Origin of the sequence: Rhodoferax ferrireducens T118, assembly GCF_000013605.1 — a bacterium.
In the GTDB taxonomy this organism is placed as follows: Bacteria; Pseudomonadota; Gammaproteobacteria; order Burkholderiales; family Burkholderiaceae_C; genus Rhodoferax; species Rhodoferax ferrireducens.
In genome coordinates, this window is the sequence record NC_007908.1 from 124,730 (window position 1) to 150,557 (window position 25,828).

27 protein-coding genes and 1 pseudogene are annotated in these 25,828 nt (G+C 60.5%); 6 read left to right on the top strand and 22 right to left on the bottom strand.

All coding sequences use genetic code 11. The annotated features are described in order from the left end of the window. Positions 1 to 9: 9 nt before the first annotated feature. Entirely contained in the window at positions 10 to 1,116 is a 1,107-nt protein-coding gene (locus tag RFER_RS00615; protein ID WP_011462455.1) for an S-(hydroxymethyl)glutathione dehydrogenase/class III alcohol dehydrogenase, read from the top strand. Continuing rightward, complete coding sequence (fghA, locus tag RFER_RS00620; protein WP_011462456.1) at positions 1,116 to 1,982, top strand: S-formylglutathione hydrolase; 867 nt, start codon at positions 1,116 to 1,118, stop codon at positions 1,980 to 1,982. The genes RFER_RS00615 and fghA overlap by 1 nt, the downstream gene beginning before the upstream one ends. 103 nt (positions 1,983 to 2,085) lie before the next feature. Here the strand turns inward: fghA and RFER_RS00625 are convergent, their stop codons facing one another. The 8 genes and pseudogenes from RFER_RS00625 to RFER_RS00660 form a co-directional block, all read right to left on the bottom strand. Further along, positions 2,086 to 3,117 carry an ABC transporter permease gene (locus RFER_RS00625; RefSeq protein WP_011462457.1) on the bottom strand — a complete coding sequence of 344 codons (1,032 nt, stop codon included), beginning with the start codon at positions 3,115 to 3,117 and terminating at the stop codon, positions 2,086 to 2,088. Positions 3,118 to 3,145: 28 nt separating this feature from the next. Beyond that, positions 3,146 to 4,639 (bottom strand): sugar ABC transporter ATP-binding protein, encoded by a 1,494-nt coding sequence (locus RFER_RS00630; RefSeq protein WP_011462458.1) that lies wholly within the window; start codon positions 4,637 to 4,639, stop codon positions 3,146 to 3,148. A gap of 91 nt (positions 4,640 to 4,730) precedes the next feature. Further along, positions 4,731 to 5,801, bottom strand: a complete 1,071-nt coding sequence (gene torT / locus RFER_RS00635; RefSeq protein WP_011462459.1) for a TMAO reductase system periplasmic protein TorT — start codon at positions 5,799 to 5,801, stop codon at positions 4,731 to 4,733. A gap of 107 nt (positions 5,802 to 5,908) precedes the next feature. After that, on the bottom strand, positions 5,909 to 6,886 hold the full coding sequence (locus tag RFER_RS00640) for a biotin-dependent carboxyltransferase family protein (protein ID WP_011462460.1): 978 nt from the start codon (positions 6,884 to 6,886) through the stop codon (positions 5,909 to 5,911). Then, positions 6,876 to 7,760 carry a 5-oxoprolinase subunit B family protein gene (locus RFER_RS00645; RefSeq protein ID WP_011462461.1) on the bottom strand — a complete coding sequence of 295 codons (885 nt, stop codon included), beginning with the start codon at positions 7,758 to 7,760 and terminating at the stop codon, positions 6,876 to 6,878. Before RFER_RS00645 ends, RFER_RS00640 begins: the two co-directional genes overlap by 11 nt. A 32-nt stretch (positions 7,761 to 7,792) precedes the next feature. Next, positions 7,793 to 9,188 (bottom strand): annotated as a pseudogene (locus RFER_RS00650) (acetyl-CoA carboxylase biotin carboxylase subunit). Between the two features lie 46 nt (positions 9,189 to 9,234). Continuing rightward, a complete protein-coding gene (locus RFER_RS00655; protein ID WP_011462462.1) occupies positions 9,235 to 9,468 on the bottom strand; it encodes an acetyl-CoA carboxylase in 234 nt (77 codons plus the stop codon). Between the two features lie 77 nt (positions 9,469 to 9,545). Further along, positions 9,546 to 10,322: a 5-oxoprolinase subunit PxpA gene (locus tag RFER_RS00660; protein WP_049765712.1), complete on the bottom strand. Its 777-nt coding sequence runs from the start codon at positions 10,320 to 10,322 to the stop codon at positions 9,546 to 9,548. Between the two features lie 185 nt (positions 10,323 to 10,507). Between RFER_RS00660 and RFER_RS00665 the strand changes: the two genes are divergently transcribed. Next, positions 10,508 to 11,431, top strand: a complete 924-nt coding sequence (locus RFER_RS00665; RefSeq protein ID WP_011462464.1) for a LysR family transcriptional regulator — start codon at positions 10,508 to 10,510, stop codon at positions 11,429 to 11,431. A gap of 46 nt (positions 11,432 to 11,477) precedes the next feature. Here the strand turns inward: RFER_RS00665 and ubiD are convergent, their stop codons facing one another. The 14 genes from ubiD to phnG all read right to left on the bottom strand — a co-directional run bounded on the left by ubiD (position 11,478) and on the right by phnG (position 23,471). Further along, positions 11,478 to 12,962: a 4-hydroxy-3-polyprenylbenzoate decarboxylase gene (ubiD, locus tag RFER_RS00670; protein ID WP_011462465.1), complete on the bottom strand. Its 1,485-nt coding sequence runs from the start codon at positions 12,960 to 12,962 to the stop codon at positions 11,478 to 11,480. Between the two features lie 40 nt (positions 12,963 to 13,002). Then, positions 13,003 to 13,572: a UbiX family flavin prenyltransferase gene (locus RFER_RS00675; RefSeq protein ID WP_011462466.1), complete on the bottom strand. Its 570-nt coding sequence runs from the start codon at positions 13,570 to 13,572 to the stop codon at positions 13,003 to 13,005. Continuing rightward, positions 13,569 to 14,051, bottom strand: coding sequence for a ubiquinone anaerobic biosynthesis accessory factor UbiT (ubiT, locus tag RFER_RS00680; protein WP_011462467.1), 483 nt, complete (start codon positions 14,049 to 14,051; stop codon positions 13,569 to 13,571). The genes RFER_RS00675 and ubiT overlap by 4 nt, the downstream gene beginning before the upstream one ends. A gap of 18 nt (positions 14,052 to 14,069) precedes the next feature. Then, entirely contained in the window at positions 14,070 to 14,978 is a 909-nt protein-coding gene (locus RFER_RS00685; protein ID WP_011462468.1) for a U32 family peptidase, read from the bottom strand. Positions 14,979 to 15,099: 121 nt separating this feature from the next. Further along, a complete protein-coding gene (ubiU, locus tag RFER_RS00690; RefSeq protein ID WP_041791162.1) occupies positions 15,100 to 16,158 on the bottom strand; it encodes a ubiquinone anaerobic biosynthesis protein UbiU in 1,059 nt (352 codons plus the stop codon). A 170-nt stretch (positions 16,159 to 16,328) separates the two neighbouring features. After that, on the bottom strand, positions 16,329 to 16,625 hold the full coding sequence (locus RFER_RS00695) for a DUF2249 domain-containing protein (RefSeq protein ID WP_011462470.1): 297 nt from the start codon (positions 16,623 to 16,625) through the stop codon (positions 16,329 to 16,331). 133 nt (positions 16,626 to 16,758) lie between these two features. Then, positions 16,759 to 17,406 carry a DapH/DapD/GlmU-related protein gene (locus tag RFER_RS00700; protein WP_011462471.1) on the bottom strand — a complete coding sequence of 216 codons (648 nt, stop codon included), beginning with the start codon at positions 17,404 to 17,406 and terminating at the stop codon, positions 16,759 to 16,761. A 72-nt stretch (positions 17,407 to 17,478) separates the two neighbouring features. After that, complete coding sequence (locus RFER_RS00705; RefSeq protein ID WP_011462472.1) at positions 17,479 to 18,621, bottom strand: alpha-D-ribose 1-methylphosphonate 5-triphosphate diphosphatase; 1,143 nt, start codon at positions 18,619 to 18,621, stop codon at positions 17,479 to 17,481. Positions 18,622 to 18,640: 19 nt separating this feature from the next. Beyond that, positions 18,641 to 19,339: a phosphonate C-P lyase system protein PhnL gene (phnL, locus tag RFER_RS00710; protein ID WP_011462473.1), complete on the bottom strand. Its 699-nt coding sequence runs from the start codon at positions 19,337 to 19,339 to the stop codon at positions 18,641 to 18,643. Next, the gene (phnK, locus tag RFER_RS00715) at positions 19,336 to 20,220 is read right to left on the bottom strand and encodes a phosphonate C-P lyase system protein PhnK (RefSeq protein WP_011462474.1); all 885 of its coding nucleotides are present in this window, start codon (positions 20,218 to 20,220) and stop codon (positions 19,336 to 19,338) included. Before phnK ends, phnL begins: the two co-directional genes overlap by 4 nt. Beyond that, a complete protein-coding gene (locus tag RFER_RS00720) occupies positions 20,217 to 21,140 on the bottom strand; it encodes an alpha-D-ribose 1-methylphosphonate 5-phosphate C-P-lyase PhnJ (RefSeq protein ID WP_011462475.1) in 924 nt (307 codons plus the stop codon). The genes phnK and RFER_RS00720 overlap by 4 nt, the downstream gene beginning before the upstream one ends. Further along, entirely contained in the window at positions 21,137 to 22,321 is a 1,185-nt protein-coding gene (locus tag RFER_RS00725; protein ID WP_011462476.1) for a carbon-phosphorus lyase complex subunit PhnI, read from the bottom strand. Before RFER_RS00725 ends, RFER_RS00720 begins: the two co-directional genes overlap by 4 nt. 89 nt (positions 22,322 to 22,410) lie before the next feature. Next, the gene (phnH, locus tag RFER_RS00730) at positions 22,411 to 23,010 is read right to left on the bottom strand and encodes a phosphonate C-P lyase system protein PhnH (protein WP_011462477.1); all 600 of its coding nucleotides are present in this window, start codon (positions 23,008 to 23,010) and stop codon (positions 22,411 to 22,413) included. Then, entirely contained in the window at positions 23,007 to 23,471 is a 465-nt protein-coding gene (gene phnG / locus RFER_RS00735) for a phosphonate C-P lyase system protein PhnG (protein ID WP_011462478.1), read from the bottom strand. Before phnG ends, phnH begins: the two co-directional genes overlap by 4 nt. A gap of 332 nt (positions 23,472 to 23,803) precedes the next feature. Here phnG and phnF point away from each other — a divergent pair, with 332 nt between their 5' ends. The 3 genes from phnF to RFER_RS00750 are packed head-to-tail and all read left to right on the top strand — an operon-like array spanning position 23,804 to position 25,808. After that, positions 23,804 to 24,562 carry a phosphonate metabolism transcriptional regulator PhnF gene (gene phnF / locus RFER_RS00740; RefSeq protein ID WP_011462479.1) on the top strand — a complete coding sequence of 253 codons (759 nt, stop codon included), beginning with the start codon at positions 23,804 to 23,806 and terminating at the stop codon, positions 24,560 to 24,562. Then, complete coding sequence (locus RFER_RS00745; protein ID WP_011462480.1) at positions 24,559 to 25,254, top strand: DUF1045 domain-containing protein; 696 nt, start codon at positions 24,559 to 24,561, stop codon at positions 25,252 to 25,254. Before phnF ends, RFER_RS00745 begins: the two co-directional genes overlap by 4 nt. Continuing rightward, positions 25,251 to 25,808, top strand: a complete 558-nt coding sequence (locus tag RFER_RS00750) for a phosphonate metabolism, 1,5-bisphosphokinase (PRPP-forming) PhnN (protein WP_011462481.1) — start codon at positions 25,251 to 25,253, stop codon at positions 25,806 to 25,808. The genes RFER_RS00745 and RFER_RS00750 overlap by 4 nt, the downstream gene beginning before the upstream one ends. Positions 25,809 to 25,828 lie beyond the last annotated feature (20 nt).

The following is a 25,828-nucleotide window of genomic DNA, read 5'->3' on the forward strand; positions in this document are numbered from 1 at the left end:
AACATTCCCATGAAAACAAGAGCTGCGGTCGCCTGGAAAGCCGGCGCCCCCCTGAGCATTGAAACCGTGGACCTGCAGGGGCCCAAATTCGGCGAAGTGCTGGTCGAAATCAAAGCCACCGGCATTTGCCACACCGACTACTACACGCTCTCGGGCGCCGATCCGGAAGGCATCTTCCCGGCGATCCTGGGCCACGAGGGCGCGGGCATCGTGGTCGATGTGGGGCCGGGCGTCACCTCGCTGCAAAAGGGTGACCACGTCATTCCGCTTTACACGCCCGAGTGCCGCCGGTGCAAGTACTGCCTGAGCCGCAAGACCAATTTGTGCCAGCTGATTCGCGGCACCCAGGGCCAAGGGCTGATGCCCGATGCCAGCAGCCGTTTCAGCCTGGACGGCAAACCCATCTTTCACTACATGGGCACCTCCACCTTCAGCAACTACACCGTTGTCCCTGAAATTGCGCTGGCCAAGATCCGCAAGGACGCGCCGTTCGACAAGGTCTGCTACATCGGCTGCGGCGTCACCACCGGCATTGGTGCCGTGTTGTTCACCGCCAAGGTGGAAGTCGGTGCCAATGTGGTGGTGTTTGGCCTGGGCGGCATCGGCCTGAACGTGATTCAGGGCGCGAAGATGGTGGGCGCCGACAAGATCATCGGCGTCGACATCAACCCGGCCCGCCAGGAGATGGCGCGCAAGTTCGGCATGACGCACTTCATCAACCCGAAGGAAGTCGACAACGTGGTTGAGACAATAGTGCAGCTCACCGACGGCGGCGCCGACTACAGCTTTGAATGCATCGGCAATACCAAGGTCATGCGCCAGGCGCTGGAGTGCACGCACAAGGGCTGGGGCCGCAGCATCATCATTGGCGTGGCCGAAGCCGGTGCCGAGATCAGCACCCGGCCATTCCAGCTGGTGACCGGCCGCAAATGGGAAGGCTCGGCCTTTGGCGGCGCGCGCGGGCGCACCGACGTGCCGAAGATTGTGGACTGGTACATGGAAGGCAAGATCAACATCGACGACCTGATCACCCACACCATGCCGCTGGAAGACATCAACAAAGGCTTTGACTTGATGAAGAGCGGCGAATCGATCCGCGGCGTGGTGCTGTTCTGATGGCAGCGCTGGAACTGTTGAGCGAGCACGCCTGCTTTGGCGGCGTGCAGCGTTTTTACCGGCACGTCTCCACGGTGATTGGCTTGCCCATGCGCTTCTCGGTCTACCTGCCGCCGCAAGCCCGCAGCCAAACCGTGCCCGCGGTCATGTATTTGGCCGGGCTGACCTGCACCGAAGAAACCTTCATGGCCAAGGCCGGTGCGCAGCGCGTGGCCGCTGAGCTGGGCCTGGCGCTGATTGCGCCGGACACCAGCCCGCGCGGCGCCGGTGTGCCCGGCGAGGCCGAGAGTTGGGACTTCGGCGTGGGTGCCGGGTTTTATCTGGATGCCACGCAAGCGCCCTGGTCCCGGCACTACCGCATGGAGACTTGCCTCATCTCGGAGCTGCTGCCGCTGCTGGCGCCAGCGTTGCCGGTGGACGCCCAGCGCCTGGGCATTTCGGGTCACTCCATGGGTGGCCATGGTGCCTTGACCCTGGCCCTCCGGCACCCTGGCCTGTTCAAGTCGGTATCCGCCTTTGCGCCGATCTGCGCGCCCACCCAGTGCCCTTGGGGGCACAAGGCGTTTGCGGCTTACCTGGGTGCCGACACGACCCAATGGGCGGCACACGATGCCAGCGCACTGATGAGCGAGTGCAGCACTGCGCCTTACCCGGCGGGCATCCTGATCGACCAGGGGCTGGCCGACAAGTTCTTGCCCACGCAATTGAATCCGCATCTGTTTGAAGCCGCCTGCGCCAAGGCGGGGCAACCCTTGACGCTGCGCCGCCATGCCGGTTACGACCACGGTTATTACTTCATCTCGACCTTCATGGCCGATCATCTGGCGCATCACGCGCAGACTTTGCTGGCGCCGCGCTCGAGCTGACTCGAAGACTTTGGTGCGGCGATCTATTGCTACCTATTTGGTAGCTACATTTCGATATTTCACGGGGGCTAGAGGCCAATTTGGTTCATAAGCCCACATCAGGCTAAAGCCGGTACAGGCGTTTCTGACGGATGCGATCAAAGACGACGGCAATAATCAGCAGCACGCCGAGCACGACAATTTGCAGGTACGAGCCGATTTGCGCCAAATTCATTCCGTTTTGCACCAGGCCAATAAATATCGCACCCAACACGACGTTTTCCAGCCGACCAATGCCGCCCCGCAGTGAAACCCCACCGATGACACAGGCGGCAATGGATTCAAGTGCCATCGAACCACCCAGGTTGGCATCGCCGGACGCCGTTCTTGCCGTTAGCAGCAAACCTGATACGCCGGCGATCAAGGCACACAAAACATAAGCGCTGATGAGGACTGGCTTGACCCGAATGCCGGACAGCAAAGCTGCTTTTGGATTGCTACCCACGGCATACAGATGCCTGCCCCACGCAGAGTAATTCAGCAGAACAAACATCAAGGCCAGAATCAGCAGCATCATCAAGATTGGCACAGGAACCCCAAGCAGCACGCCAAAGCCGAAAACATCTCCCAGGGTATCCGGCAGGTTCGAGACAGGAACACCGGCCGTCAAAAACAAGGCGATGCCAAAACCAATGGACTGCATGCCAAGTGTCATGATGAAAGGCGAGACGCCGAACACCGCCACGCCTGCGCCGTTGACCATTCCAATCAACATGGCTGCCCCCAAGCCTGCCAGACACCCCAAAGTGATCACCAGCCAGATGGCGTCAGGAAAACTGAGGGCCAAAGCGCCCATGGTCAAAGCGGATACGACGGATGAAACGGCAACAATGGTGCCGACAGACAGGTCAAACCCGCCCGAAATCAGCGCCAGCATTTGACCCAGGGAAACCAATACAAGATACACCGATTGGCGAAACAAATTGATCAAATTGTCGGTCGTCAGAAAACGGGACGACATCAGACTGAAGGTGACGACTGCTATCACGAGCAGGAAGGGCATGACACCCCAGTGCAAGAATATCTTCATGATCCAGTCACGAGCTGAGGACTTGTGCGCTGAACTCGGATTGTTCTCGGGAACGATTGAACTCATTCTGAATGACCTTAATTGACGTGGCCGGCTAAAAAAAATGCTGCAGCACTGCCGCTTCGGTAAGACAACTGCGATCGATTTCAGCTGCTATACGACCGGAGCGCATGACGTAGGCGCGGTGCGACAGGTGCAAAATTTCAGGTAAATCAGATGAAATCAGGATCACCGCGGCGCCCTTTTCGCACAACTCTTTGATCAGGTAATAAATTGCGCTGCGCGTACCCACATCAACACCCACGGTTGGCTCATCAAAAATGTACAGTTTGATGGACCGTGTCAAACCCCGGCCGAACAAGACTTTCTGTTGATTTCCGCCGGATAGAAGCGCGGTGGCACGGGGCATATTTGACGGATGAATGTCTACCCGCCGGCCGATGTCGCGCGTTACCGTTCTCTCCGCGGAAAGTGATAAAAACCCGGACCGGAAATGGATCGGTTGCTGCGTCAATGCGTTGAGCGAGATGTTGTCGGCCGTGCTGGCCGACAGCATCAAGCCCTCTTCCCGACGGTCCGGTGGAAGATAAAAAACACCGGCGTCGAGCATGCGCCGTGGCGTCGGCTTCTTGATGGTCTGACCATCGAGTTTGACGACGCCAGACTTCATCGGCTCAATACCAAAAGCCATGCGCAGCAATTCTGATTTCCCGCAACCGACCAAGCCGGCAACGCCAACGACTTCACCTTCGCGTGCAACGAAGTGGTCCACGTCAATGCCGACGCCGCCACGCATTTGCGAAAGTTCCAGAATAGTGCGTCCCGGATTTGCCGCAATGGAGGGATAAATCTTCTCGACGGTGCGTCCAGCCATCATTTCAATGAGTTTGGCTTCAGTGGTCGTCGCAGCATCGACGACACCAATGTGTTTCCCGTCACGCAGTACGGTGACGCGATCAGCCAGGCGTTTGATCTCCTGAATTCGATGGGTGATGTAGATAATGCCTACGCCTTGTTGCTTCAAACTTCGCACCGTTGCAAACAACTGCTCACTTTCTCTTTCTGTCAGCGATGCCGTTGGCTCGTCGAGGATCAACACGGACAGTTTTGCGCGCAAAGCCTTGGCGATTTCGACCATTTGCTGCTCTGCGCGCGACAGAGTGGCAACGACTCTCTGAGGATCAATATCAAAATTCAGTCGCTGCAGGAGCGCGCTTGCATGACGCGACATGGCTGACAACTGCAGCAGGCCGAAGCGTTGATGAAGTCGCTCTTCCCCCAGACACAAATTTTCTTCAACCGTCAGATGAGGCGCCAAAGAGAACTCTTGAAAAACGGCGCTGATGCCATGTCGCCTGGCATCAGCGACGGAGGAAAATCGAAGTTCCTCGCCGTGCATCCGAATGATTCCACTGCCTTGCGGCTGTGCTCCGGCAATAATGGAAATCAGGGTGGACTTGCCAGCACCGTTCTCACCAAATATGGCATGAACCTCGCCTGCAAGCAACTCAAAATCCACCCCGTCCAGCGCGCGCACACCTGGAAACTTCTTGGACAGTCCTTCAATGGATAATAAAACATCGCTCATCTCACGTTAACCTGCTGCTTGAACAAAGTCATTTTTGATGTCACCGGAAACGTGAACTCAACAAGCACCTTGCCCACACGGCAGGTTTCCACTATTTGACTTCAAACAATGGCTTGAACGATGCCGGTGGCAAGACATCATCACGGCGAATCTGCTTCAAGTTGGCTTTGTCGATCGTGACAATCTTGGGCCCCACGTGCTTGATCAGGTCCTTGCCTTCCAGGGCACGCACCGCTTGATCGATCGCTATGCGCCCTTGAATCACCATGGCGTCAGCGGGAGACGCCATGATCGTGCCCTTTTCAATGCCGGCGTAGACGTCGGGGGTCAAATAAAACGAAATCACTTGCACTTTGTCTTTCAGGTTGCGCGCGCGCACGATGCCTTGGCTCACTTCGGCGGTGACTGCTGTGCCTGCGATATAGCGGATGGCGGGGTTCGACTGCAAGGCGTCCTCAACCAACTTGGCTTGGACTTCCTTGCCTGTATCACCATAGATCGGGGCCATCACTTCCAGGGAACTGCCCTTGACAGCCTCAGCGAAACCTTTGTTGGCGGCTTCCACCCAACCAGCGCCAGCGGGTCCAGGAAACCACGCGACGACAGCCTTGGCGCTTCCGGCGGGATGCTTTTTGGCCAAATAGGCGCCCGCCTCTTGTCCCATCGTGTAGAAGGACACAAGCGACTTTGCGGTCAGGTCGGGAGAATTGATGCCGTTGATGACATCGACGGTTGGGATGTTTTTGGCTTTGAGTGACTTGACCAGATTGACCAGGCCGTCCGCAGAAATACCGCCAATAACCACGGCCTGACCGCCGCCGGCGACGCAATCCTCAATTTGCGAAATTTGCTTGTTCAAGTTGGTATAACCACCGGCTTCGAGTACCTGAGCCGACACACCAAGACGCTTGGCTTCCTCAACCACACCGTAGTCAACACCCAGCCAGTAGGCATCTTTCATGTGGGGAAATGAAACGCAGAGCTTCCATTTTTTTGATGCTTTGGGCAGCGGGCTGTAGTCGATCGGTTTTTTCACACCTGTGTCAGAGAACGCGGGCTCTGTCTGCTCTGCCGCATAGGGGTACCAATTCGCCGCTGGGGCCGCGAAGGAGGCCGTCAACAAGACACCGGCGAACAGGGTGGGTGCGGATATTTTTTTCATGAAGTCTCCAATAAGTAAAAGCCAAGGTTGAAAAAACTTCGCACCAGTGCGAAGGCGGGGAAGACAAGTAAGGTCATCACTTGCCGGAACATGTCAAAGAACCCAATTCAATTCAATAGAGCCTGTCGCAAATCAGCCAGGCGCTGATTGCGTTTGGCGCGCGCACTCAAGGCCTGCGCCATGTCAACCGCGACAAATTGGGTTTGAAAATTTGGCTGCAGCTGCGCTACAACATCCATATCCGCACTGATGACCGTGCCAATCATGGCGTAGCCACCGCCGGACACGGCATCGCGATGCAAAACGATGGGCTCCAGACCGCCAGGTACTTGAATCGAGCCAATGGGATACCCCGCATCGACGATGTTGGAGGGGTCGGAACCAGCCCCAAAGGGGCGTTCGCGGGGTTCAAATTCCAGCGGACGGCCATGCTTGAATCGATAGCCGATGCGGTCCGCTTCGGGGCCCACCTGCCATGTATCTTCAAAAAACGACTTTCCAGAGGCCTGCGTCAACCAGTGAAAATACAAGCCGGGAAGAACGCGAACCTGCACCTGCTTGGGCAAGGCTTGCTTCAAATGATCTGGCAGCTTTTTGCCTACGTGCGATGGCCCCTGAAAAGCCCCCACGGGCAACACATCACCGGCTTGGAGTTTTCTTCCACAAAAACCACCGATGGCCCCCAAGGTGTAAGTTGAACGGCTGCCAAGCACCTCCGGCACATCAATGCCACCGGCCACGGCGAGGTAGGCGCGCACGCCGTCTTTCAGAAAATCAAAACTAAGCACGCTGCCCGCCTTGACCGCGACAACTTGGTTGTTGGGTATGGGAACGCCGTCAAGCTTGGCCGGCAAGTTCGCACCAGTCAGTGCGATGGCGGCATCATGCATGAACTCCAGCTTGGGGCCGAGCATCGTTATCTCGAGTGTGGCGGCATCTTCCGAATTTCCGACCAGGAGATTGGCAGCACGAAACGAGTACTGATCAAGCGCGCCTGAAAGCGGAATGCCCAAGTGGTAATAACCAATTCGACCGGCATCCTGTACGGTGGTTGCAAGTCCAGGTTGTAGTACCTTAATTGCCATACAAAGTCTCCGTCAATTGTTGGTTGTAAGCGCTCGGATCTTTAACAAAGTCCTGCAGTGAAAACTTCACCTCACGGATGCGCAAGTCGAAGCTTCCGTCCTGCACTTTTGTCAGTGCAGCGTCGTACTCAGACCGGTTGATGGGCTTGAATTTGACAATGTCTCCAGGGCGGAAAAACACCATGAAGTCTTTGACATACGGCAGGCTTTGCTGCGGATCAAAAATGGGCGCCGGGGTGATGCCAAACATTTGATAGCCCCCCGCACCGCGCACAGAATAGATACAGCCAAAGCAGCCGCCGTGCCCAATCGTGAGTTTGGGTGTGTCGGTGCGTGGTCTGAGATATTTGGGAACCTGAATCTGCTTGGTACGTTCAACCATCTGAAACATGAATGGCAGCCCCGCCACAAAGCCAACCATGGAGACAAACCAGGGCGATGCCGCATGCGCCGCGATGAACGCGTCTACATTCGCGTAGCCATTGACGCGTGCGCCATATTCGAGGTCGGTTGAAGTGGGGTCCTGATGCCTTTCACGAAAACGCTGTTGCGTTTCGTTGGTCCAGGGGTCGTTGTAAAAGACGGGAATCTCGATGATGCGGGTATTGAGTTCCAGCGCACCGTCGCCCAACTCGATTTCAATTGATTTCAAAATCTCCATCAACTTGTCAGGTGCCATCAGATCGGGGTCAAAACGGACCTGATAGGAAGCATTGGCCGGACAAATTTCAGTCACGCCGGCAATCTTTCGCTGCGCAATGGCATTGGTGATTGACATGCCTTTGAAGAACGCTTCCAGCGACATCTCGTGGTTGAGTTCCACGAAAATGTGTTCGTCGCCGCCAAATGAATATCGTGCAGGAGGGAGTGACATTGATGTTCCTTAGGTAAAGGCTCGAAGGTGGGTTAAACAGTCAATCCAGCTGTCGGCTCGGACGTCAGTGCCAGGGCTTTTTCGGCCGCACGCCGGGCCATCCACTGCTCAAGGTAGCCGGTGTGAAATTGCCCATTCTGGACCGCCGGATCTGCCAGCAATTGCTGGTGGAGTGCAATGGTGTTGTGGACACCCTCGATGCTTGTTTCAGCCAGGGCTCGTTGCATGCGTTGCAGGGCGGCAGGCCTGTCCTCGTCCCAGACGGCCAGTTTTGCCAACAGAGAATCGTAAAACGGCGGGATGGTGTACATGGGTATCTACCCGCACACCTGGTCCGCCTGGCCAGCGCAGCGCGCTCAGCCTTCCCGGGCTGGGCATGAAGTTGCGCTCTGGATCTTCCGCGTTCAGGCGGCATTCGATCGCAGCCCCTTTGAGGACGATCTGTTCCTGTTTGAACCTGAGCGGCTCTCCCATCGCAATTCGCAGCATTTCACGCACCAAATCAACCCCGGTCACCAATTCGCTGACCGGATGTTCAACTTGAATACGGGTATTCATTTCAATAAAGAAGAACTCACCACTGTCGTCGTCATATAGAAATTCCAACGTCCCCGCGCCGCTATAGCCCACCGCGATCGCCAGGCGAACAGCTGATTCACACAGGGCGTCGCGTGTCATCTGCGACAGTGCCGGAGACGGCGCTTCTTCGACAATTTTTTGTCGTCTTCTTTGAAGTGAGCATTCGCGCTCATAGCAATGCACAACCCGATTTCCATCGCCCAGGACCTGAACCTCGATATGCCGGGCCCTGGCGATGAAGCGTTCCAGATAAACGGCGTCGTCTCCAAAGGCCGCACGCGCCTCGCTCCGCGCCAGGGGCAGCTGATGACGAAGTTCAGGCTCACTGTGCGCCACACGAATGCCACGGCCACCGCCTCCCGCTGACGCTTTGATCATCACGGAGTAACCCACCTCGGCTGCAACTTTGGCCGCCATTTCCGCATCATCGACCGTGCCGGCGCTTCCGGGAACTGTGGGTACCCCGGCTCTTTGAGCCGTCTCACGTGCCACGGATTTGTTGCCCATGCACTCGATGGTTTCTGCGCTGGGTCCAACAAAAATGAGTCCGGCTTGAGTGACTTGGCGCGCAAACGCGGCGTTTTCCGACAGGAAACCATAGCCGGGATGCACCATGGTGGCGCCGGTCGACTGTGCTGCCTGCAAAATGGCATCGGCATTCAAATAACTTTTGGCGGGATGCGCAGGGCCAATGTTGACCACCTGATCGGCCATCTGTGCGACCAGACTGGTGGTGTCGGCGTCACTCACTACCGCAACGGTCTGCAGTCCAAGTTCCTGTGCCGCCCGCGCAATGCGAACGGCGATTTCACCGCGATTGGCTATCAGTACTTTGTGCGTCGTTGTCATCAAATGGACTTTGCGATGAGTTGTGGGCAGGCCCAATTTCGATCCGCTATTCAATGATCATCAAGACTTGTCCGGCTTCAACCGGGTCTTCGTTGTCAATCGTGTAGCGCACCACCTTGCCGCTGACTTCAGCGCGAACTTCGTTGAACATCTTCATCACCTCAACCAAGCCGATCACCTCATCGATTGCAACGCTGTCTCCGACTTGTTTGTAGTTGGGTGCATCCGGGGCGGGTCGCCTATAGAACGTGCCGGGGAGAGGGGAAATAATTTCAGCCATGCTGTGCGCTCCTAAGTTGTGCTGTGCAGTTCAAACAAATCAGATGGTGGTCAATAGGCCTTTGAGTGCCGGCTCATTCAGCGTGGCACAACTTCTGACAACGACGCAATCTTTATGCCGTTGCTGGTCAATGCATTTTTTGTGGCCTTGATCAGGGCCAGCGCACCTGGTGTGTCACTGTGAATGCAGATGGAGTCAAAATCTATGGCGATGTCTTCGCCTTCAACCGTTCGAACTACCCCGTGGGTGCAGGCGCGCAGCGCCCTGGCGGCGACGGTGGCCGGGTCAAGTTGTCCAACCTGACGCGTGAACACAATGGAGCCGGTTTTGTCGTAGTTACGGTCGCCATAGAACTCGCGCACAACCGGGTGCCCCATTCTTTTGGCCACTTGGTAAGTGACCGAGGCTTCCATGCAGTACAGATACAAGCTGGGTTCAATCTCTTGCAGGGCTTTGATCAGGGCAATTGAAAACTCTTCATCGACTGCTGCGCGCATGTAGAGTGCGCCATGCAATTTGACGTGCTGCAAGCGCACGCCTTGCCAGTGCGCAAATTCGCGCAATGCGCCCGTTTGGTAAATGACGTCGTTGAGCAGTTCGCTGCTGGATGCCTTTATGTCGCGCCGGCCAAATCCAACCAAATCACGAAAACCTGGGTGTGCACCAATACCCACCCCATATTGTTTGGCATAGGACACCATTCGCTGCATGATGTTCGGGTCGCCAGCGTGAAAACCGGTTGCGATGTTGGCGGAACTGATCTGACTCATGATGGCTTCGTCTGCACCCTCTCCGATACTCCATGGGCCAAAGCCCTCCCCCATGTCCGAATTCAAATCCATCACTCTTTTCATTGTTTCGCCCATCTTTGTTCGTGTACTTGGCTTGAATTGCCGCTTGTTCATGACAAGCCCTTGTTCAGGTACGCAAAGTTACGAGTTTGTGACAAGAAAAGATAATTTTATTTTTTAAGGTGCTAGTATTAGTTTTTTATATATCATGCTTGTTCCTCTCCCTACAACGTTACGGTTGATTTGAGATGCGTTTTTCACTGCGACAAATCAAATACTTTGCGGCAACGGCTGAGCTGGGGCAAATCTCCCGTGCTGCCGTTGAGTTGTCGGTGTCGCAATCGGCCGTCACCATCTCAATACGCGACCTGGAGGAAGGCTTGGGGTACAAGCTTTTTATTCGTCAATCTCACGGCATGGAGCTGACCGACAACGGCAGGCATTTTTTGACCCGCGCCTACGCCATTTTGGCGGCCGTGGACGATGCGCGAAACATGCCGCAGGAAATTGCGCCCGTCAGTGGGGAACTGACACTTGCCGCCACCTACACCGTGATGGGTTACTTTTTGCCGGATCATCTGCAGCGTTTGTCGTTGCTGTATCCGGCGCTGCGCATTCGCATGCTCGAGCTTGACCGGGACACGATTGAATCTGGTTTGCTGGCGCAAAACTACGACATGGCGATGCTGCTCACGTCCAATGTACGCAACCCAGCCATTCAGACCGAGACTTTGTTCAGCTCACAGCGCCGCTTGTGGGTTTCGCCGCAGCATCGTTTTGCTGCAAAACGACAGGTCAGCTTTGCCGACATTGCGCAAGAGCCCTTCATCATGCTGACGGTGGATGAGGCTGCCGACTCGGCTCTTCGCTATTGGCATCTGCATGGCTTTGAGCCCAACGTCGCCTTGAACACCAAGTCGATAGAAGCCGTGCGTAGCCTGGTTGCCAACGATCTGGGGGTGGCAATTTTGTCCGACATGGTCTATCGCCCCTGGTCCCTGGAAGGCAAGCGGATCGAGACGATCAAGCCGGTCGAGAGCATTCCCAGTATGAATGTGGGCTTGGCGTGGCGCGCCGACGCAAGCATGAGTCCTGCCATGAATACCGTTCGGCAGTACTTCAAGCAACGCTACCTGGATCCGCAAAATCCGCACGGCTCATCGCATCGTTGAATCAGGACCCCACCCACAGCGGGCCTGTGCCAGAGCCCAATTTGATTCACAGTCCCAGCGTCTGCCAAACCTGCTCCACCCTGGCCGTGACGTCGGCACTCATGGTCAATGGCCGGCCCCATTCCCGGCTGGTCTCGCCCGGCCATTTGTTGGTGGCATCCAGCCCCATCTTGCTGCCCAGGCCGCTCACCGGTGAGGCAAAGTCCAGGTAGTCAATCGGTGTGCTGTCGGCCAGGAGCGTGTCGCGTGTCGGGTCGACCCGGGTGGTGATGGCCCAGATCACGTCCTTCCAGTCACGGATGTTGACGTCGTCATCGACCACCACGATGAACTTGGTGTACATGAACTGGCGCAGAAAGCTCCAGATGCCAAACATGACACGGCGCGCGTGGCCGGGGTAGGACTTCTTGATCTGCACCACGGCCAGGCGGTAACTGCAGCCCTCGGGCGGCAGATAGAAGTCGGTGATCTCGGGGTATTGGCGTTGCAGCAACGGCACAAACAGCTCGTTCAAAGCCAGCGCCAGCATGGCGGGCTCATCGGGCGGTTTGCCGGTGTAAGTCGAGTGGTAAATGGGGTCGCGACGCTGCGTGATGCGGTCGATGGTGAAGACCGGAAACCAGTCCTGTTCGTTGTAATAACCGGTGTGGTCGCCAAACGGGCCTTCCAGCGCGTGCTCGAAACCGCTGGCGTGCGTGGCGTCCGGGTAGATGTGGCCTTCGAGCACGATTTCGGCAAAGGCGGGTACGCGCAGCTCGCTGCCCAGGGCTTTGACCAGCTCGGTGCGGCTGCCACGCAGCAACCCGGCAAACTGGTATTCGCTCAAAGAGTCGGGCACCGGCGTGACCGCTCCCAGAATCGTGGCCGGGTCGGCACCCAGGGCCACGCAGACCGGGTAGGGCTGGCCGGGGTTCAGGGCCGCGTGCTCTTTGAAATCCAGCGCGCCACCGCGCTGGGCCAACCAGCGCATGATGACCTTGTTGCGGGCCAGTACCTGTTGGCGGTAAATGCCCAGGTTTTGTCGTGCCTTGTGCGGGCCTTGGGTGATCACCAGGCCCCAGGTGATCAGCGGGGCTACATCGCCGGGCCAGCAATGTTGAATCGGCAGCCTTGCCAAATCGACGTCCGCCCCTTCCCAGATAATTTCCTGGCACGGTGCGCTACGCAGTTCTTTGGGAGCCATGGCCCACAGGGTTTTGACCAGGCTGCCCAGGCCCATCAGCTCCTTGAAACCTTTGGGGGCTTCGGGCTCCTTGAGACTGGCCAGCACGTGGCCAAACTGGCGCAGCTCACTCACGTCGTTTACGCCCATGCCCAAAGCGACGCGGCGTGTCGTGCCAAACAGGTTGCCCAGCACCGGCGTGTTGTGGCCGGTGGGGTTTTCAAACAGCAAGGCCGGGCCGCCCGCGCGCAAGGTGCGGTCGCACAGGGCGGTCATCTCCAGATAAGGCGAAACCTCGGCCTGGACGCGCTTGAGTTCGCCCAGGTGTTCCAGTTGGGTGATGAAGTCTCTGAGGTCGCGGTAGGCCATGGTGTTGAGGGCGGTGAAACGGAGCGGAGGAATTGTCGGTCTACGAGGCCAGGCCCGTCCAGCGCGTCGCGTCGGGTTGCGGCAGACCCAGCAAATCAATGACCCGGCTCACGCTGTGATCCACCATCTCGTTGATTGACTGTGGGCGGTGATAGAAGCCGGGCACGGGTGGGAAGATGATGCCGCCCATCTCGGTCACGCTGGTCATGTTGCGCAGGTGCGCCAGGTTCAGGGGGGTTTCACGCACCATCAAAATCAAACGGCGCCGTTCTTTGAGCATCACGTCAGCCGCGCGCGTGATCAGGTTGTCGGACAGGCCGAGCGCCACGGCGGCCAGCGTGCGCATGGCGCAGGGCGCCACCACCATGCCGTCACATTGAAACGAGCCGCTGGCAATCGCTGCACCCACGTTTTGCACCGGGTAAACCACGTCGGCCAGGGCCTCCACCTCGGCGCGCGCCATGTCCAGCTCCTGTTGCACGTTGAGCCAACCGGCCTCGGACACCGTCAAGTGGGTTTGCACGCCCTGCATGCCACGCAACATCTGCAACAAGCGCACACCATAAACGGCGCCGCTGGCACCCGAGATGGCGACGATGACGCGCTTCAATGGGATTGCCGTAGCGTCCAGCGGGCGCGCAGTCGTGCCAGCACCTGTGCCGGCTTGAAGGGCTCCAGATTCACCATCGGCAGCTCGATGGCATCAATGGTGTTTTTGACCAGCAGGCCCAGCTCGGTATCGCCTTCCATGGCCAGGCGGCGGCTGAAAAACAGCGTGTCGGGGTCTTCCTGGCGCCGGGCCAGCAGCACGAAGTCATGCGCGCTGGCGCTGATGGTGAGATCGGCCTCGCCCACGTTCTGGCACGCCGCAAAGTGCTTGTTGCGCCACTCAAAGTCAAAGGCCCAATGCGCGTCGGTCACGCGCAGGCGCAGTTTTTTGCCCAGCAACATCTGCGTGACGTCAGGGGCCAATTGTTTGCTCAGCGCCAGATTGAGCCCGGTCACAAAGAACAGGGAGCCGGGGTAGGCTGGCAAGCGCCCCAACATGGCCCCCAGCGGGGTGGGAATCAGCAACGGTTTTGCGCTCATCTTGAATTCCTTGAATAGCTAGGACACCTGTTCCGGGCTTGCAGCGACCTGCTCCAGCCCCGGCTGGCCGTACCAGTAGCCATTGCAGGCTTTTTCCGGCATCAGCGCGGCCAGTTCAGTGCTGGCCGCAGTCACGCCCATCCGGCCCTGGATCACCGCTTGGAACAGCTCGACAATGCGCACCGTATGCCGCGACTGCGGGCTGATACGCACCACATCCACGCCCATGTCCCGCATGGCCGGCAACTCCGCCAGCAGGTTGTGGACGCGGGCCGATTGGGTCTGGATGCCGTTGAGCACCAGAAACTCTTCGCTCTCGCGCGTGCGCATCACCAAACCATCCGGGTGCTCAATACATTTGAACTGGCAATCGTCCTTGGGCAAATTGCAGTGGCGCGCGGTGAAACAGCGGGCAGAAAAGGCCAGCGGCATGCGGCCATAGGCAAACACCTCGGTTTGCACACCCGGCGGGCAACCGGCCAGCAGCAGCGCCAGATCATCGCGCCCCATCTCCAGCGGCATCACCCAGCGCTTGATGCCCAGAGCCGCCATCCATTGCAGCGTCGGCACGTTGTAGATGTTCAGGTGCGGCCCGGCGACAAAAGGCACTTTGCCTTCCAGGCAGTGCACTGCACCCATGTCGTTGGCCTCGACCATGAATTGACCGTTGGCAGCAATTTTGTGCAACACCGTCACATCGGCGCCGGACTCGATCAGCACCTGGGTCGACAGCACCACTTCTTTACCCGCATCGCGCAAAGCGGCGGCAATGTCCAGCCAGTCATTGAGCCGCACCTCGTGGCGGCGCGAACACACCGCTTCACCCAGGTAGACGATGTCCACCGGCGACTGCGCCACGGCGTCATAAAAAGCCAGCACCTCGTCGCGCGGCCAGTAGTACAGGATCGGACCTAAAGCTAATTTCATCTTGAAGTTCAATATGTTGAGGACGTACGCAACGCCGTCCCAGCCAGGCGCGCTGCCGCAGACAGTACGGAACGTACGACAAGACAGCGCAACGACGCTGGGGTGGCTTTTCGTGCGTCCTTCATTTCCATGGCCGGTGGTAGGCGCCTAGCGTGTGCTGTTGGCCTTCGGCCACTTTGTCCAGGCTGCTCATCCAGGCGGGTTTGGCGGCATAAAGCTGTGGGTTGGTGCGGCAACTGTCAATCGCCTCGCGCCACACTTTGGTGACTTGCGCCACGTAGGCGGGACTGCGCTGGCGGCCCTCGATCTTGATGGCACGCACGCCGATACGCATCAGCTCGGGCAACAAGGACAGGGTGTTCAAGCTCGTGGGCTCTTCAATGGCGTAATAGTTTTTTTCATCACCGACATCAAAACGGCCTTTGCACAGCGTGGGGTAACCGGCGTTTTCGCCCGTGGCGTAGCGGTCAATCAGGACGCCGTTCAGGCGCGACTCGCGGCCCTGCGGCGTTTCCACCCAACGCACCGCTTTGGGCGGTGAGCACACACCATTGGTATTGGGGGCTTCGCCGGTCACGTAGCTTGAGAGCGCACAGCGCCCCTCCACCATCACGCACAGACTGCCGAAGCCAAAAACCTCGATCTCGACCGAGGTTTTTTCAAGCACCTGCTCGACTTGCGTGAGCGAGAGCACGCGCGGCAGCACGGCGCGCGCAATACCAAAGTGCTGGTAATAAAAATCAAGCGCCTCGTAGTTGGTGGCCGAGCCCTGCACCGACAAATGCAGGCGCAGTTGCGGCTGGTGTTTGACAGCGTAAGCCATCATGCCGGGGTCGGCCAAGATCACGGCATCGACCCCGCTGTGCGCGGCGCGGTCGACCGCGCGTTGCCAGAGCTCGGCTTTGGCGGCCTGTGGGTAGGTGTTAAGCGCCACAAACACCTTGCGGCCCCGGTCATGGGCGTAGCGAATGCCGGTCTCAATGGCGGCTTCGTCAAAGTTCAGACCGGCAAAATTGCGCGCGTTGGTGGCATCGCGAAAGCCGAGGTAAACACAGTCTGCGCCGTTGTCAACCGCCGCTTTGAGCGCGGGTAGGCTGCCAGCCGGGCAGACCAGCTCCATCGACGCGGCGACAGGCACAGCCAGCGGGGGAACAAGGGAGTTGTCCAAAATGGTATTCATCATGGTTGTGGGATTGTGGACCACCTTTGACCGGTGCATCGCTGTCCGCCCCAAAAGGCCGACAAATCTAAAGACACAAGGGTATCAGACCTTGCTGCCAAGTCCAATGATGTAGGTCAATTGGGTGGGCCTTAGGCCGACTGCACTGGGTATGAGGCGCCTTGTGGGGCTCAGCCGCAGCAGGCGCCACCAGAGCAGCAGCTGTCGGACGCGCCGGACGCAGCGCTGGCGGCATTCTTGCCGATTTGAACCCGCCACACTTGCGGACCTTTTTCAAGGTAGCTCCAGCTAAAAACACCTGGGGAACGCATCTGAAACTGCTCATTCAGGGGCTGCGGGTCGTGGTCGTTGATCAGTTCCAGTGACTGGCCCGGCAGCAAATCTGAAAAGCTGCTGAATATCAGCGAATGTCGCGCGGGCGGCGCGACCCGGCGCAGGTCAATGGTGGTAGCGAAGCATGCAGACATGGTTTGTCCTTTAAAGAAGTATTAATTATGCCTCTTTAATGTAATCGGGAACACCCAAAAATGCAATAAGTTAAATGAATCTTTGACCTTCTTCCGAGCCCGGCACCGGTGCCCGGGTTCTCGGGGCACTATCTCAAGGCGCGTATTTCGCCAGGAAACACCGCATGTCCTTGAAATCGGGCATGCGCTCGGTCAGCGTGTCGTGGTCCCAGTCCCACCAGGCGGTGGCTTCCAGGGCTTGGGCAATGGCGCGGGGGAAACGCTGGCGGATCACCGTGGCCGGCGCACCGGCGACGATGGCATATGACGCCACATCCCTGGTCACCACCGAGTTGCTGCCGACCACGGCCCCGTTGCCAATGTGCACCCCCGGCATGATCACCGCACCGTGGCCGATCCAGGTGTCGTGGCCGATGACCACCCGTTGGCGCAAACGCCAGGCAAAGAAGTCGGCATCGTCCTGCGTGTCCATGCCGTACATCGTGGGCCGGTAGGTGAAGTGGTGCAGCGTGGGCCGCTCCATCGGGTGAAAGCCGGGGTTGATGCGCACCATGTTCGCAATGTTGGCGAACTTTCCTATATCGGTCGACATCAGGTCGCAGTTGTGCTGAACGTAGGCGTAATCGTCGAGCAAGCAGTCTCCCATGCGCGTCTGTTCGCCGACCTGCGTGTAGCGGCCGAAACGGCAGTCGCGCACGATGGCGCTGGCCGACAGGGTCGGCGCCAGCCCCAAGCTGGCAGGGGGTGGCAGGTTATGGGCGGCTATGTGGGTGTAGTGCATGGTGAATACCTTTGATCAGTTGAGGACAGAGCTGGCTCACAACGCGCGAGCTGCGGTCTGTCCCGCAAGGTTTCAGAAAGCCCGTTTGCCAGCCAGCCAGGCTTCCAGCACGACAGGCATGCCGACGCGGTTCATGCGCACGCGCAGCAGGTCGGCACGCTGGCCCGGCGCCACGTCGCCACGGTCTTGCAGGCGAATCGCCCGCGCCGGATTGACCGTGACGGTGCGCACCGCCTTGGGCAGCGTCCAGCCCTCCAGCTGCCCGAGCATGAAAGTGCCCAGCAGCAGGCTGCTGGGCACGTAGTCGGACGAAAAAATGTCCAGCAAATCGAGCTGCGCCAGCTCGGCGGCCGACACGTTGCCCGAGTGCGAGCCGCCCTTGACCATATTGGGCCCGCCCATGATGATGGCCATGCCCGCCGCACGCGCCGCCTGCGCCGCCGCCACCGTGGTCGGGAACTCCGACATCGCCACGCCTTCTGCAACGGCTTGGGCAATGTCGCTGAGCAAGGTGTCGTCGTGGCTGGCCAAAGGCAGGCCGCGGGCCTGGCACTCACGCACAATTTCCACCCGGTGTGGCAGCGAGAAGGCCTGCTGGTCCGCCTTGCGCTGCGCAATCATGGCCGCGAACTCGGCGTCGTTGTAGCTGCCATTGCGCTCGGTGTAGCGGCGGTAGCTTTTCAGGTCGCGCCACTGGCGCTGGCCCGGCGTGTGGTCCATCATGCTGACCAGTGCCAGCAGCGAGTCGTCGGCGTATTCGTGAAACACCTCCAGCATGTCGGGCGCGGAGAGTTCGCAGCGCAGGTGCAGCAGGTGCTCGACCCGCATCAGGCCTTCTTCATGGCATTGGTGCAGCGCGGCGATGGACGTGTGCTGCGTCTGGCTGCGCGTGCCGTCGTCGTCCAGGTCGCCGATCACCACCGAGTCCAGCACGGTGGTGATGCCCGCCGCCGCGCACTGTGCATCGTGCACCGTCATGGCCGAGTGGGCGTTCCACAACACGCCGGGGCGGGGTGACAGATGCTTCTCCAGGTTGTCGGTGTGCACCTCCACCAGGCCGGGCAGCAGCCAGTCGCCAGCCCAGTCTTGGGCGCCGGGTACGGACGTGTTGCCGCTGTCCATGCTGCGGATGATGCCGTCTTCAACCACCAAGCAACCGGTAAATTCGTTGTCGGGGGTGACGATGCGGGCGTTGCGGAAAATGCGTTGCTTCATAAAATGTGTTCCTTGAATATCAAACCGGGTTTCGGTGTTGCTCGACGTCAAAGCAGCGCGTGGCCACGGCCGCGCGGACTTCGTCGTCGTGAAAGATGCCAACGATGGCACTGCCCTGTGCGCGGGCGGCATGAATCAGTTCCACCACCACGTGCCGGTTGTCGGCGTCCAGCGAGGCGGTGGGCTCATCGAGCAGCAGCACCGGCGGGGCGGTGATCATGCCGTGGGCGATGTTGACGCGCTGCTGCTCGCCGCCGGAAAAGGTGGCCGGTGGCAGATGCCACAAATGCTCGTGCAGGTTCAGGCGTTTGAGCCATTGTGCGGCCTGTGCGCGGGCCTCCTCGGCACCGACGCCGAGCCGACGCAGCGGGTCGGCCACGATGTCGAGCGTCGAGACGCGCGGAATGACGCGCAGGAACTGCGAGACATAACCCAGCGTGCGGCGACGCACCTCAAACACCTCACGCGGCGCGGCGCTGGACAGGCTGACCCAATCGCCTGAATGGCGAATGCGCACCTCGCCACTGCTGGCGCCGTAGTTGCCGTACAGGCAGCGCAGCAAGGAGCTTTTGCCGCTGCCGGAGTGGCCGGTCAGGGCCAGGCATTCGCCGGGGTGCACGCTCAAATCAATGCCGGCAAATACCGGCAGTTGCAGCCCGCCGCGCCCGTGCAGCGTGAAGGTTTTGGACAGGCAAAGAGTTTCTATGAGAGCGGTCATGGCGTCAGTACCGAGGAAACAAGCAATTGGGTATAGGGATGCTGGGGGTCGTCCAGCACGCGATCGGTCAGGCCTTGTTCCACCACGCAACCGTCTTTCATGACCAGCATGCGCTGCGCCAGCAAGCGCGCCACCGCCAGGTCGTGCGTGACCACCACGGCGGCCAGCTGCAACTCGTCCACCAGCTCACGCAGCAGGTCCAGCAGGCGGGCTTGCACGGAGACGTCCAGACCCGTGGTGGGCTCGTCCATGAACACCAGGCGCGGATGCGTCACCAGGTTGCGGGCAATCTGCAGGCGCTGCTGCATGCCGCCCGAGTAGGTGGCGGGCAGGTCGTCCATGCGGCCGGCGTCGAGTTCCACGCGTTGCATCCACGAGCTCGCCTCGCTGCGCAGATGGCCGTAGTGCCTGGCCCCCAGGGCCATCAGGCGCTCTCCCACATTGGCGCCACCCGAGACGTTCATACGCAGGCCGTCGCGCGCATGCTGCTCGACAAAACCCCAATCGGTGCGGGCCAGCCAGCGCAGGCGTGCTTCCGATAGTTCGGCCAGATCCACCAGGCCCGTGGACTCGCTCCCGGATTCGTTGGGGGACTCGGCCCGCACGTCGTAATGCACCGATCCTTCGTCGCAAGCCAGGCGCGCCGCCAGCAGGCGCAGCAGCGTGCTTTTGCCCGAACCGGACTCTCCCACCACCGCCAGCACCTCGCCGGGGTAGAGATCAAAACTCACGCCACGGCAGGCCCAGCGCGGCTGGCCCTGGTGCACAAAGGCCTTGCCGACCTGGCGCGCCGACAACAACACCGGCGGGATCACTGGCGTACCTTCGTGCTGCGCACTGCGGTGCGAGCTTGCTTGGGGACGGCCCGGCGCGGCGCTCATGCGGCCTCCTGTTCACTTGGCGTCACCGCCTCAGAGGGCGTGGCCAAGGCATCATGCAAAGTCACGGCCTGCTGGGTGCCCACCTGCCCGGCATCGCGCCGCTCCTCGCAGTAGTCGCTGTCCGAACATACAAACAGGCGGCTGCCGGCGTCGTCCACGATCATCTCGTCCAGGTAGCTCTCGCTGGCGCCGCACAGGGCGCAGGCATGGTCCCAGCGCTGCACCTCAAACGGGTGGTCCTCAAAGTCCAGGCTGCGCACCGGCGTGTAGGGCGGGATGGCGTAGAGGCGTTTTTCGCGACCGGCGCCAAAGAGTTGCAGGGCCGGGTTCATGTGCATCTTGGGGTTATCGAATTTGGGGATGGGTGAGGGCGACATCAGGTAGCGCTCGTTCACCATGACGGGATAGTCATAGGCGTGCGAGATGGCACCGAGCTGCGCAATGTCCTCGTACAGGCGCACATGCATCAGGCCGTATTCGCTTAAAGCGTGCATCTTGATGGTCTCACGCCGACGGGGTTCCAGCTTGGACAGTGGCTCGGGCATGGGCACTTGGTAGACAAGCGTTTGCGACTCGGTGAGCGGCGCCTCCGGGATGCGGTGGCGCGTCTGGATCAACGTGGCCTCCCGCGTTTTCTCGGTTGTCGTCACGCCGGTGGTGCGGGCAAAGAAGCGCCGGATGTTGACCGCGTTGGTGGTGTCGTCCGAGCCCTGGTCGATCACCTTGAGCACGTCGCTGCTCCCGATGATGCTGGCCGTGATCTGCACGCCACCGGTTCCCCAGCCATAGGCAAAAGGCATCTCGCGCGAACCGAAGGGCACCTGGTAGCCCGGCACCGCCACCGCCTTGAGCAGGGCGCGGCGAATGTGCTTCTTGGTGCGCTCGTCCAGAAAGGCAAAGTTGTAGTGTTGATCCATCATGCCGCCTCTTGCTGGGTGGGGTTGAAAGCGCTGGCGCTGTCACGTGCCGGCGCGGCATGGGCGGCGCGCAGCTTGCGCACCAGCTCCAGTTCGGCCTGAAAGTCCACGTAGTGTGGCAATTTGAGGTGCTGCACAAAACCGGATGCCTCGACGTTGTCGGCGTGTGACAGCACAAACTCCTCGTCCTGCGCCGGGGCCACGCGCGGCTCGCCCAGTTCGTCGGCGCGCAGGGCCCGGTCCACCAGCGCCATGGCCATGGCCTTGCGCTCGGCACCGCCAAAAGCCAGGCCGTAACCCTGGGTGAACTGCGGCGGCACCTCGCGGCTGCCGCTGAACTGGTTGATCATCTGGCACTCGGTGATCTCTAGCTCACCAATGTCGAGGGCAAAACCCAGCTCATCCGGCACCAGTTCCACACTGACAAAGCCACGCCGGATTTCGCCGGCAAACGGGTGTGAGTTGGCGTAGCCGCGCTGGGTCGAGTAGCCCATGGCCAGCAGCCAGCCTTCGTCACCACGCGCCAGCGCCTGCAGGCGCAGGGCGCGGTCGGCGGGGAACATCAAGGGATCACGGGTCAGGTCGCCCGGTGGGGCGGCGTCAAACGGTTGCGGTGTTTCCAGCAGGCCCTCGCGCGCCAGCAGCTCGTTGATGCGGGGCACGGTGGCCGATGGCGTCTCAATGGCGAGGTACTTTTCCAACGGGTCTGTGAACGCCTTGGCAAGGCAGTCCGGCGCGGTGTCGCTGGCAGCGGGCGAGTGGCCGGTGTTTTCGCCTTCGGCCAGCAAGGCAAAGTCCAGCAGGCGCTGGGTGTAGTCGTAGGTCGGCCCCAGCAGCTGGCCGCCCGGCACCTCCTTGAACGTGGCCGAGATGCGCCGCACCAGCGCAATGCGCGCGGTGTCCAGCGGCTCGCTGTAACCCAGGCGCGGCAAGGTGGTGCGGTAGGCGCGCAGCAGGAAGATCGCTTCCATCAGGTCGCCGCTGGCCTGCTTGATGGCCAGCGCCGCCAGTTCGGGGTCGTACAGCGAGCCTTCGCTCATGACCCGGTCCACCGCCAGCGAGAGCTGCGCGCGGATCTGCGCCACCGACAACTCGGCAATGGCGGTGTCGCCCCGGCGCTGGGCCTCCAGCAGGCGCCAGGAACTTTCAATCGCGGCGGCGCCGCCTTTTACTGCAACATACATATCAGGCTCCCGCCGGGCCGCCCCAAGGGAAGCCTGCGCCCCCTCGGGGGGCAGTGAATACACGAAGTGATGAGCGTGGGGGTTTCATCCTAGACTCCTTCCAATCGACGCACCCGCGTCGTGCGGGGCAGGCCCAGCGCGTCTTCGCCGCAGGTAAAAACAATGTCAACACCCCGCGGGAAAGCCGCGTGGTTGGCTTGCCACTGCGCCCAGAAGTCATCGGGCAAGCCTTGCAGACCAACGCACTGCACGTCCCGAATGCCGGGGCCGCGCCATTCCAGCGCCGGGCCATCGGCCAGGCCAGGCAGTTCGATCAGCAGGGTGCTGGAAAACTCGGGCGCCGCCGCTGTGCCGGATGCAAAGTCGCTCAGCGCGAACCCCTGATGGATGCCGGTGAACACCGCAAAACTGGCCGCCTCCGGCCGCTCGGCGAGCCCCGCACCGGTGTGAAAGCGCAGCCAGTGCTGCAGGCCCGCATCGGCGCGCTGCCACCACACGGGCGTTTCGTCGTCGCTCAGGCTCAGCAGCAAGCGGGCCATGGCCCCACCCAGCGCCACATCGGGCAGAGCGGGACCGATGCGGCGGACTTGCCCCGGTCGGGCCAGCGCGTCCAGCACCGCCCGAAAGGCCTGCTGGCTGTCATGCACGCCATCAAGCAGACCGGGCGCCAGGGTCTGTGCGCCGTTCATGCCTCACCTCGCACGAAGGTGAAAAACTCGACTTTGGAGCCGGCCCCGTCGCGCTGCTTTTGTGCCCGGGCCTGGGCCTGCCCCAAGGCCAGTGGCGCAATGAGGTCGCGCTGCAAGTCGTCGTGATGCTGCGGGTCTTGCAGCAGGGCGTCAAACAGCGCCGCCAGTTCAGCGCGGCGCTTGTCGCGGCCCAGCGCATAGGACACGCCCAGCGGGCCGTTCCCCAGGCGCACGGCGCAGCGCACCACGCTGGCCTCGCCCAGGTTGAAGGGGTTGCCGGTGCCACCCACGCGGCCACGCAGCATCACCATGCCGATTTCCGGCGCTCGCACGGGCTTGAGCTCAGGCAGCTCGCCCGCTGCAGGCAGCATGTCTTCGAGTTGAGTCAGGGTGGCGCGCGCCAGCACCGCCAGCCATGCCAGTCGCGTCGGGTAGTCGCTTGTTAGGATGTTGCTTGTCATACAGATGTCTAGAGCAGTCAGTCAAGTTGGGAGCCGGGGCACATGGGCTTGAATACGATGTGCAACCCAGGTAGTTGACTTCGTCAACATGAAAGATTTATGACAGTCAAACTACGAATGCTGACTTGCCACTGGCGCTCAATCTGCTATATATTCAGTAGCTACTTATGCATGATTGACGGCGGCTAGAGCCTGTTTTTTTATATATTTTCTTGCGACGACCGCGTTTGTCATACAGATGTCTAAATCAGTCACTAAAGTGGGGAATCAGCGCAGGCCCATCGCAGCAGGATGACCCTGCAAGTAGTTCACTTCATGGACAAAGAAGACGTATGACATTCGAACAACTCACCACCAGCAGCCCCGGGCGGCGCAGCGGCGTGGCCGTGTGGCGACAGATTGCGGACACCCTGACGACCGAAATTCGTGACCGTGCCTATGCGGGCACCGGCCGCCTGCCCGGCGAGGTCGAGCTGTCTGCCCGCTTTGCCGTCAACCGCCACACGCTGCGCCAGGCCGTGGCCGCGCTGCAAAGCGAAGGCCTGCTGCGTATCGAGCCGGGGCGGGGTATGTTTGTGCAGCACGAGTTGATGGACTATGCGCTCTCAAGGCGCACCCGCTTCAGTGAAAACCTGCTGCGCCAGGGCCTGTTGCCCAGCAAACAGTTGCTGACCGCGCGCGAGATGCCGGCGCCCGAGCGTGCAGCGCGAGAACTCAAGCTGGACAAGGGGGCCAAAGTTCTGATGGTGGAGATGCTCGACGAGGCCAACGACGCGCCCATCGGCCTGGCCACCGCCTACTACCCGGCATTGCGCTTTGCGGGCTTGCTGGAGATGCTGGCCGAGGGCACCCGCACCACTGACATCCTCAAACATTTTGGCGTGCAGGACTATGTGCGCGAGCAAAGCCGCATCACCACGCAGATGCCCAACGACGAGACGGCGCGCCTGCTCAGGCAGCCCGGCACCCGGCCGCTGCTGTGTGTGGAATGCCTTGACGTGGACATGGACGGCACGCCGATCAAATATGGCGAGACGGTTTTTTGTGGTGATCGGGTGCAACTGGTGGTGAACGCGGGAGGCACCGCATGAAGCCGCGCTACGCCGTTTATTTCGCGCCGGAACAGGGCTCGCCGTGGTGGGAGTTCGGCAGCCGCTGGTTGGGCCGCGACGAGTGCGAGGATGTCAACAAAGTCCAGCATGCACTGGCCGAGATCGGGCCGGTCGAGCTGCGGGAGATCACCGCGCAGCCACGCCGCTATGGCTTTCATGCCACCTTGAAGGCGCCGTTCAGCTTGAGCGGCAGCCACAACGCAGCCGACTTGACAGCGCGTCTGCGTGCGCTGGCGGCCACGCGCAAGCCGGTGCTGCTGGGGCCGATGCAGGCGGTCATGCTGGGCGACTTTGTGGCACTGGTGCCCGCCCTGGGGTCTGACGAACTGATGGCGCTGGCCGCAGCCTGTGTCACCACGCTCGATGACTTGCGCAGACCCTTGTCCGAGGCTGATCTGGCGCGCCGCCGGGTCGAACAGCTCGACGCGCGTGAACAGGAACTGCTGCAGCAGTACGGCTACCCCTACGTGCTGGAATGTTTCCGATTTCACTTGACCCTGAGCGGACCCCTGGCACGGCCCACGGCGCAACGGGTGTTGCAGGCGGTGGCCGCCCCCGTGGCACAGCTCAATGCGACGGCTCCCTTGGTGCTGGACCGCTTGTGCCTGTTTGTGGAACCGGCGCCGGGCCAGCCGTTCCAGCGAATGGCCGATGTGGCTTTAAGCGCATGAGCGGCCTGTGGGTGTTTGTGTGCGGCCCCTCGGGTGCCGGCAAGGACAGCGTGATGGGCTGGGCCGCAACGCAGCTGGCCGCGCGGCAGGACATTGTTTTTGCCCGGCGCATGGTCACCCGCCCCGCACTGCCAGGCTCGGACCATGACCCGGTGACCGTGCGGCAATTTGAGCATTCGATGGCTGCCGGTGGCCTGGTCTGGCGCTGGGAGGCGCATGGATTCCACTACGGCATTGAGGCGCGTTATGCCGCGCAGGTCGCCGCCGGGAAGATTGTGGTGGTCAACGGCTCGCGCGCGCATGCGAGCGGTCTGGACGCAACCGCGCAGGTGCGGGTGGTGCAAATCGTCGCCGACGCCGCACAGCTGGCGAGCCGGCTGGAACAGCGCGGGCGCGATGCGCCCCATGAGGTCAGCCGGCGGCTGGCGCGCAATGCGCTTTTCAAAGACCTGCGCGCCGACCACACCATTCTCAACCAGGGCGCGCTGGCGGATGCCGGCCGCCAGCTGGTGGACTACCTGGTGGCTGGCGCCTTGTCGTCTGCCTGGCGCTGACGATGTCGTACGTCAGCTGC

Coding starts and splice junctions, on each gene's coding strand:
- RFER_RS00615 (WP_011462455.1), top strand. CDS start 10: ATGAAAACAAGAGCTGCGGTCGCCTGGAAAGCCGGCGCCCCCCTGAGC.
- fghA (WP_011462456.1), top strand. CDS start 1,116: ATGGCAGCGCTGGAACTGTTGAGCGAGCACGCCTGCTTTGGCGGCGTG.
- RFER_RS00625 (WP_011462457.1), bottom strand. CDS start 3,117: ATGAGTTCAATCGTTCCCGAGAACAATCCGAGTTCAGCGCACAAGTCC.
- RFER_RS00630 (WP_011462458.1), bottom strand. CDS start 4,639: ATGAGCGATGTTTTATTATCCATTGAAGGACTGTCCAAGAAGTTTCCA.
- torT (WP_011462459.1), bottom strand. CDS start 5,801: ATGAAAAAAATATCCGCACCCACCCTGTTCGCCGGTGTCTTGTTGACG.
- RFER_RS00640 (WP_011462460.1), bottom strand. CDS start 6,886: ATGGCAATTAAGGTACTACAACCTGGACTTGCAACCACCGTACAGGAT.
- RFER_RS00645 (WP_011462461.1), bottom strand. CDS start 7,760: ATGTCACTCCCTCCTGCACGATATTCATTTGGCGGCGACGAACACATT.
- RFER_RS00655 (WP_011462462.1), bottom strand. CDS start 9,468: ATGGCTGAAATTATTTCCCCTCTCCCCGGCACGTTCTATAGGCGACCC.
- RFER_RS00660 (WP_049765712.1), bottom strand. CDS start 10,322: ATGAAAAGAGTGATGGATTTGAATTCGGACATGGGGGAGGGCTTTGGC.
- RFER_RS00665 (WP_011462464.1), top strand. CDS start 10,508: ATGCGTTTTTCACTGCGACAAATCAAATACTTTGCGGCAACGGCTGAG.
- ubiD (WP_011462465.1), bottom strand. CDS start 12,962: ATGGCCTACCGCGACCTCAGAGACTTCATCACCCAACTGGAACACCTG.
- ubiT (WP_011462467.1), bottom strand. CDS start 14,051: ATGAGCGCAAAACCGTTGCTGATTCCCACCCCGCTGGGGGCCATGTTG.
- RFER_RS00685 (WP_011462468.1), bottom strand. CDS start 14,978: ATGAAATTAGCTTTAGGTCCGATCCTGTACTACTGGCCGCGCGACGAG.
- ubiU (WP_041791162.1), bottom strand. CDS start 16,158: ATGAATACCATTTTGGACAACTCCCTTGTTCCCCCGCTGGCTGTGCCT.
- RFER_RS00695 (WP_011462470.1), bottom strand. CDS start 16,625: ATGTCTGCATGCTTCGCTACCACCATTGACCTGCGCCGGGTCGCGCCG.
- RFER_RS00700 (WP_011462471.1), bottom strand. CDS start 17,406: ATGCACTACACCCACATAGCCGCCCATAACCTGCCACCCCCTGCCAGC.
- RFER_RS00705 (WP_011462472.1), bottom strand. CDS start 18,621: ATGAAGCAACGCATTTTCCGCAACGCCCGCATCGTCACCCCCGACAAC.
- phnL (WP_011462473.1), bottom strand. CDS start 19,339: ATGACCGCTCTCATAGAAACTCTTTGCCTGTCCAAAACCTTCACGCTG.
- phnK (WP_011462474.1), bottom strand. CDS start 20,220: ATGAGCGCCGCGCCGGGCCGTCCCCAAGCAAGCTCGCACCGCAGTGCG.
- RFER_RS00720 (WP_011462475.1), bottom strand. CDS start 21,140: ATGATGGATCAACACTACAACTTTGCCTTTCTGGACGAGCGCACCAAG.
- RFER_RS00725 (WP_011462476.1), bottom strand. CDS start 22,321: ATGTATGTTGCAGTAAAAGGCGGCGCCGCCGCGATTGAAAGTTCCTGG.
- phnH (WP_011462477.1), bottom strand. CDS start 23,010: ATGAACGGCGCACAGACCCTGGCGCCCGGTCTGCTTGATGGCGTGCAT.
- phnG (WP_011462478.1), bottom strand. CDS start 23,471: ATGACAAGCAACATCCTAACAAGCGACTACCCGACGCGACTGGCATGG.
- phnF (WP_011462479.1), top strand. CDS start 23,804: ATGACATTCGAACAACTCACCACCAGCAGCCCCGGGCGGCGCAGCGGC.
- RFER_RS00745 (WP_011462480.1), top strand. CDS start 24,559: ATGAAGCCGCGCTACGCCGTTTATTTCGCGCCGGAACAGGGCTCGCCG.
- RFER_RS00750 (WP_011462481.1), top strand. CDS start 25,251: ATGAGCGGCCTGTGGGTGTTTGTGTGCGGCCCCTCGGGTGCCGGCAAG.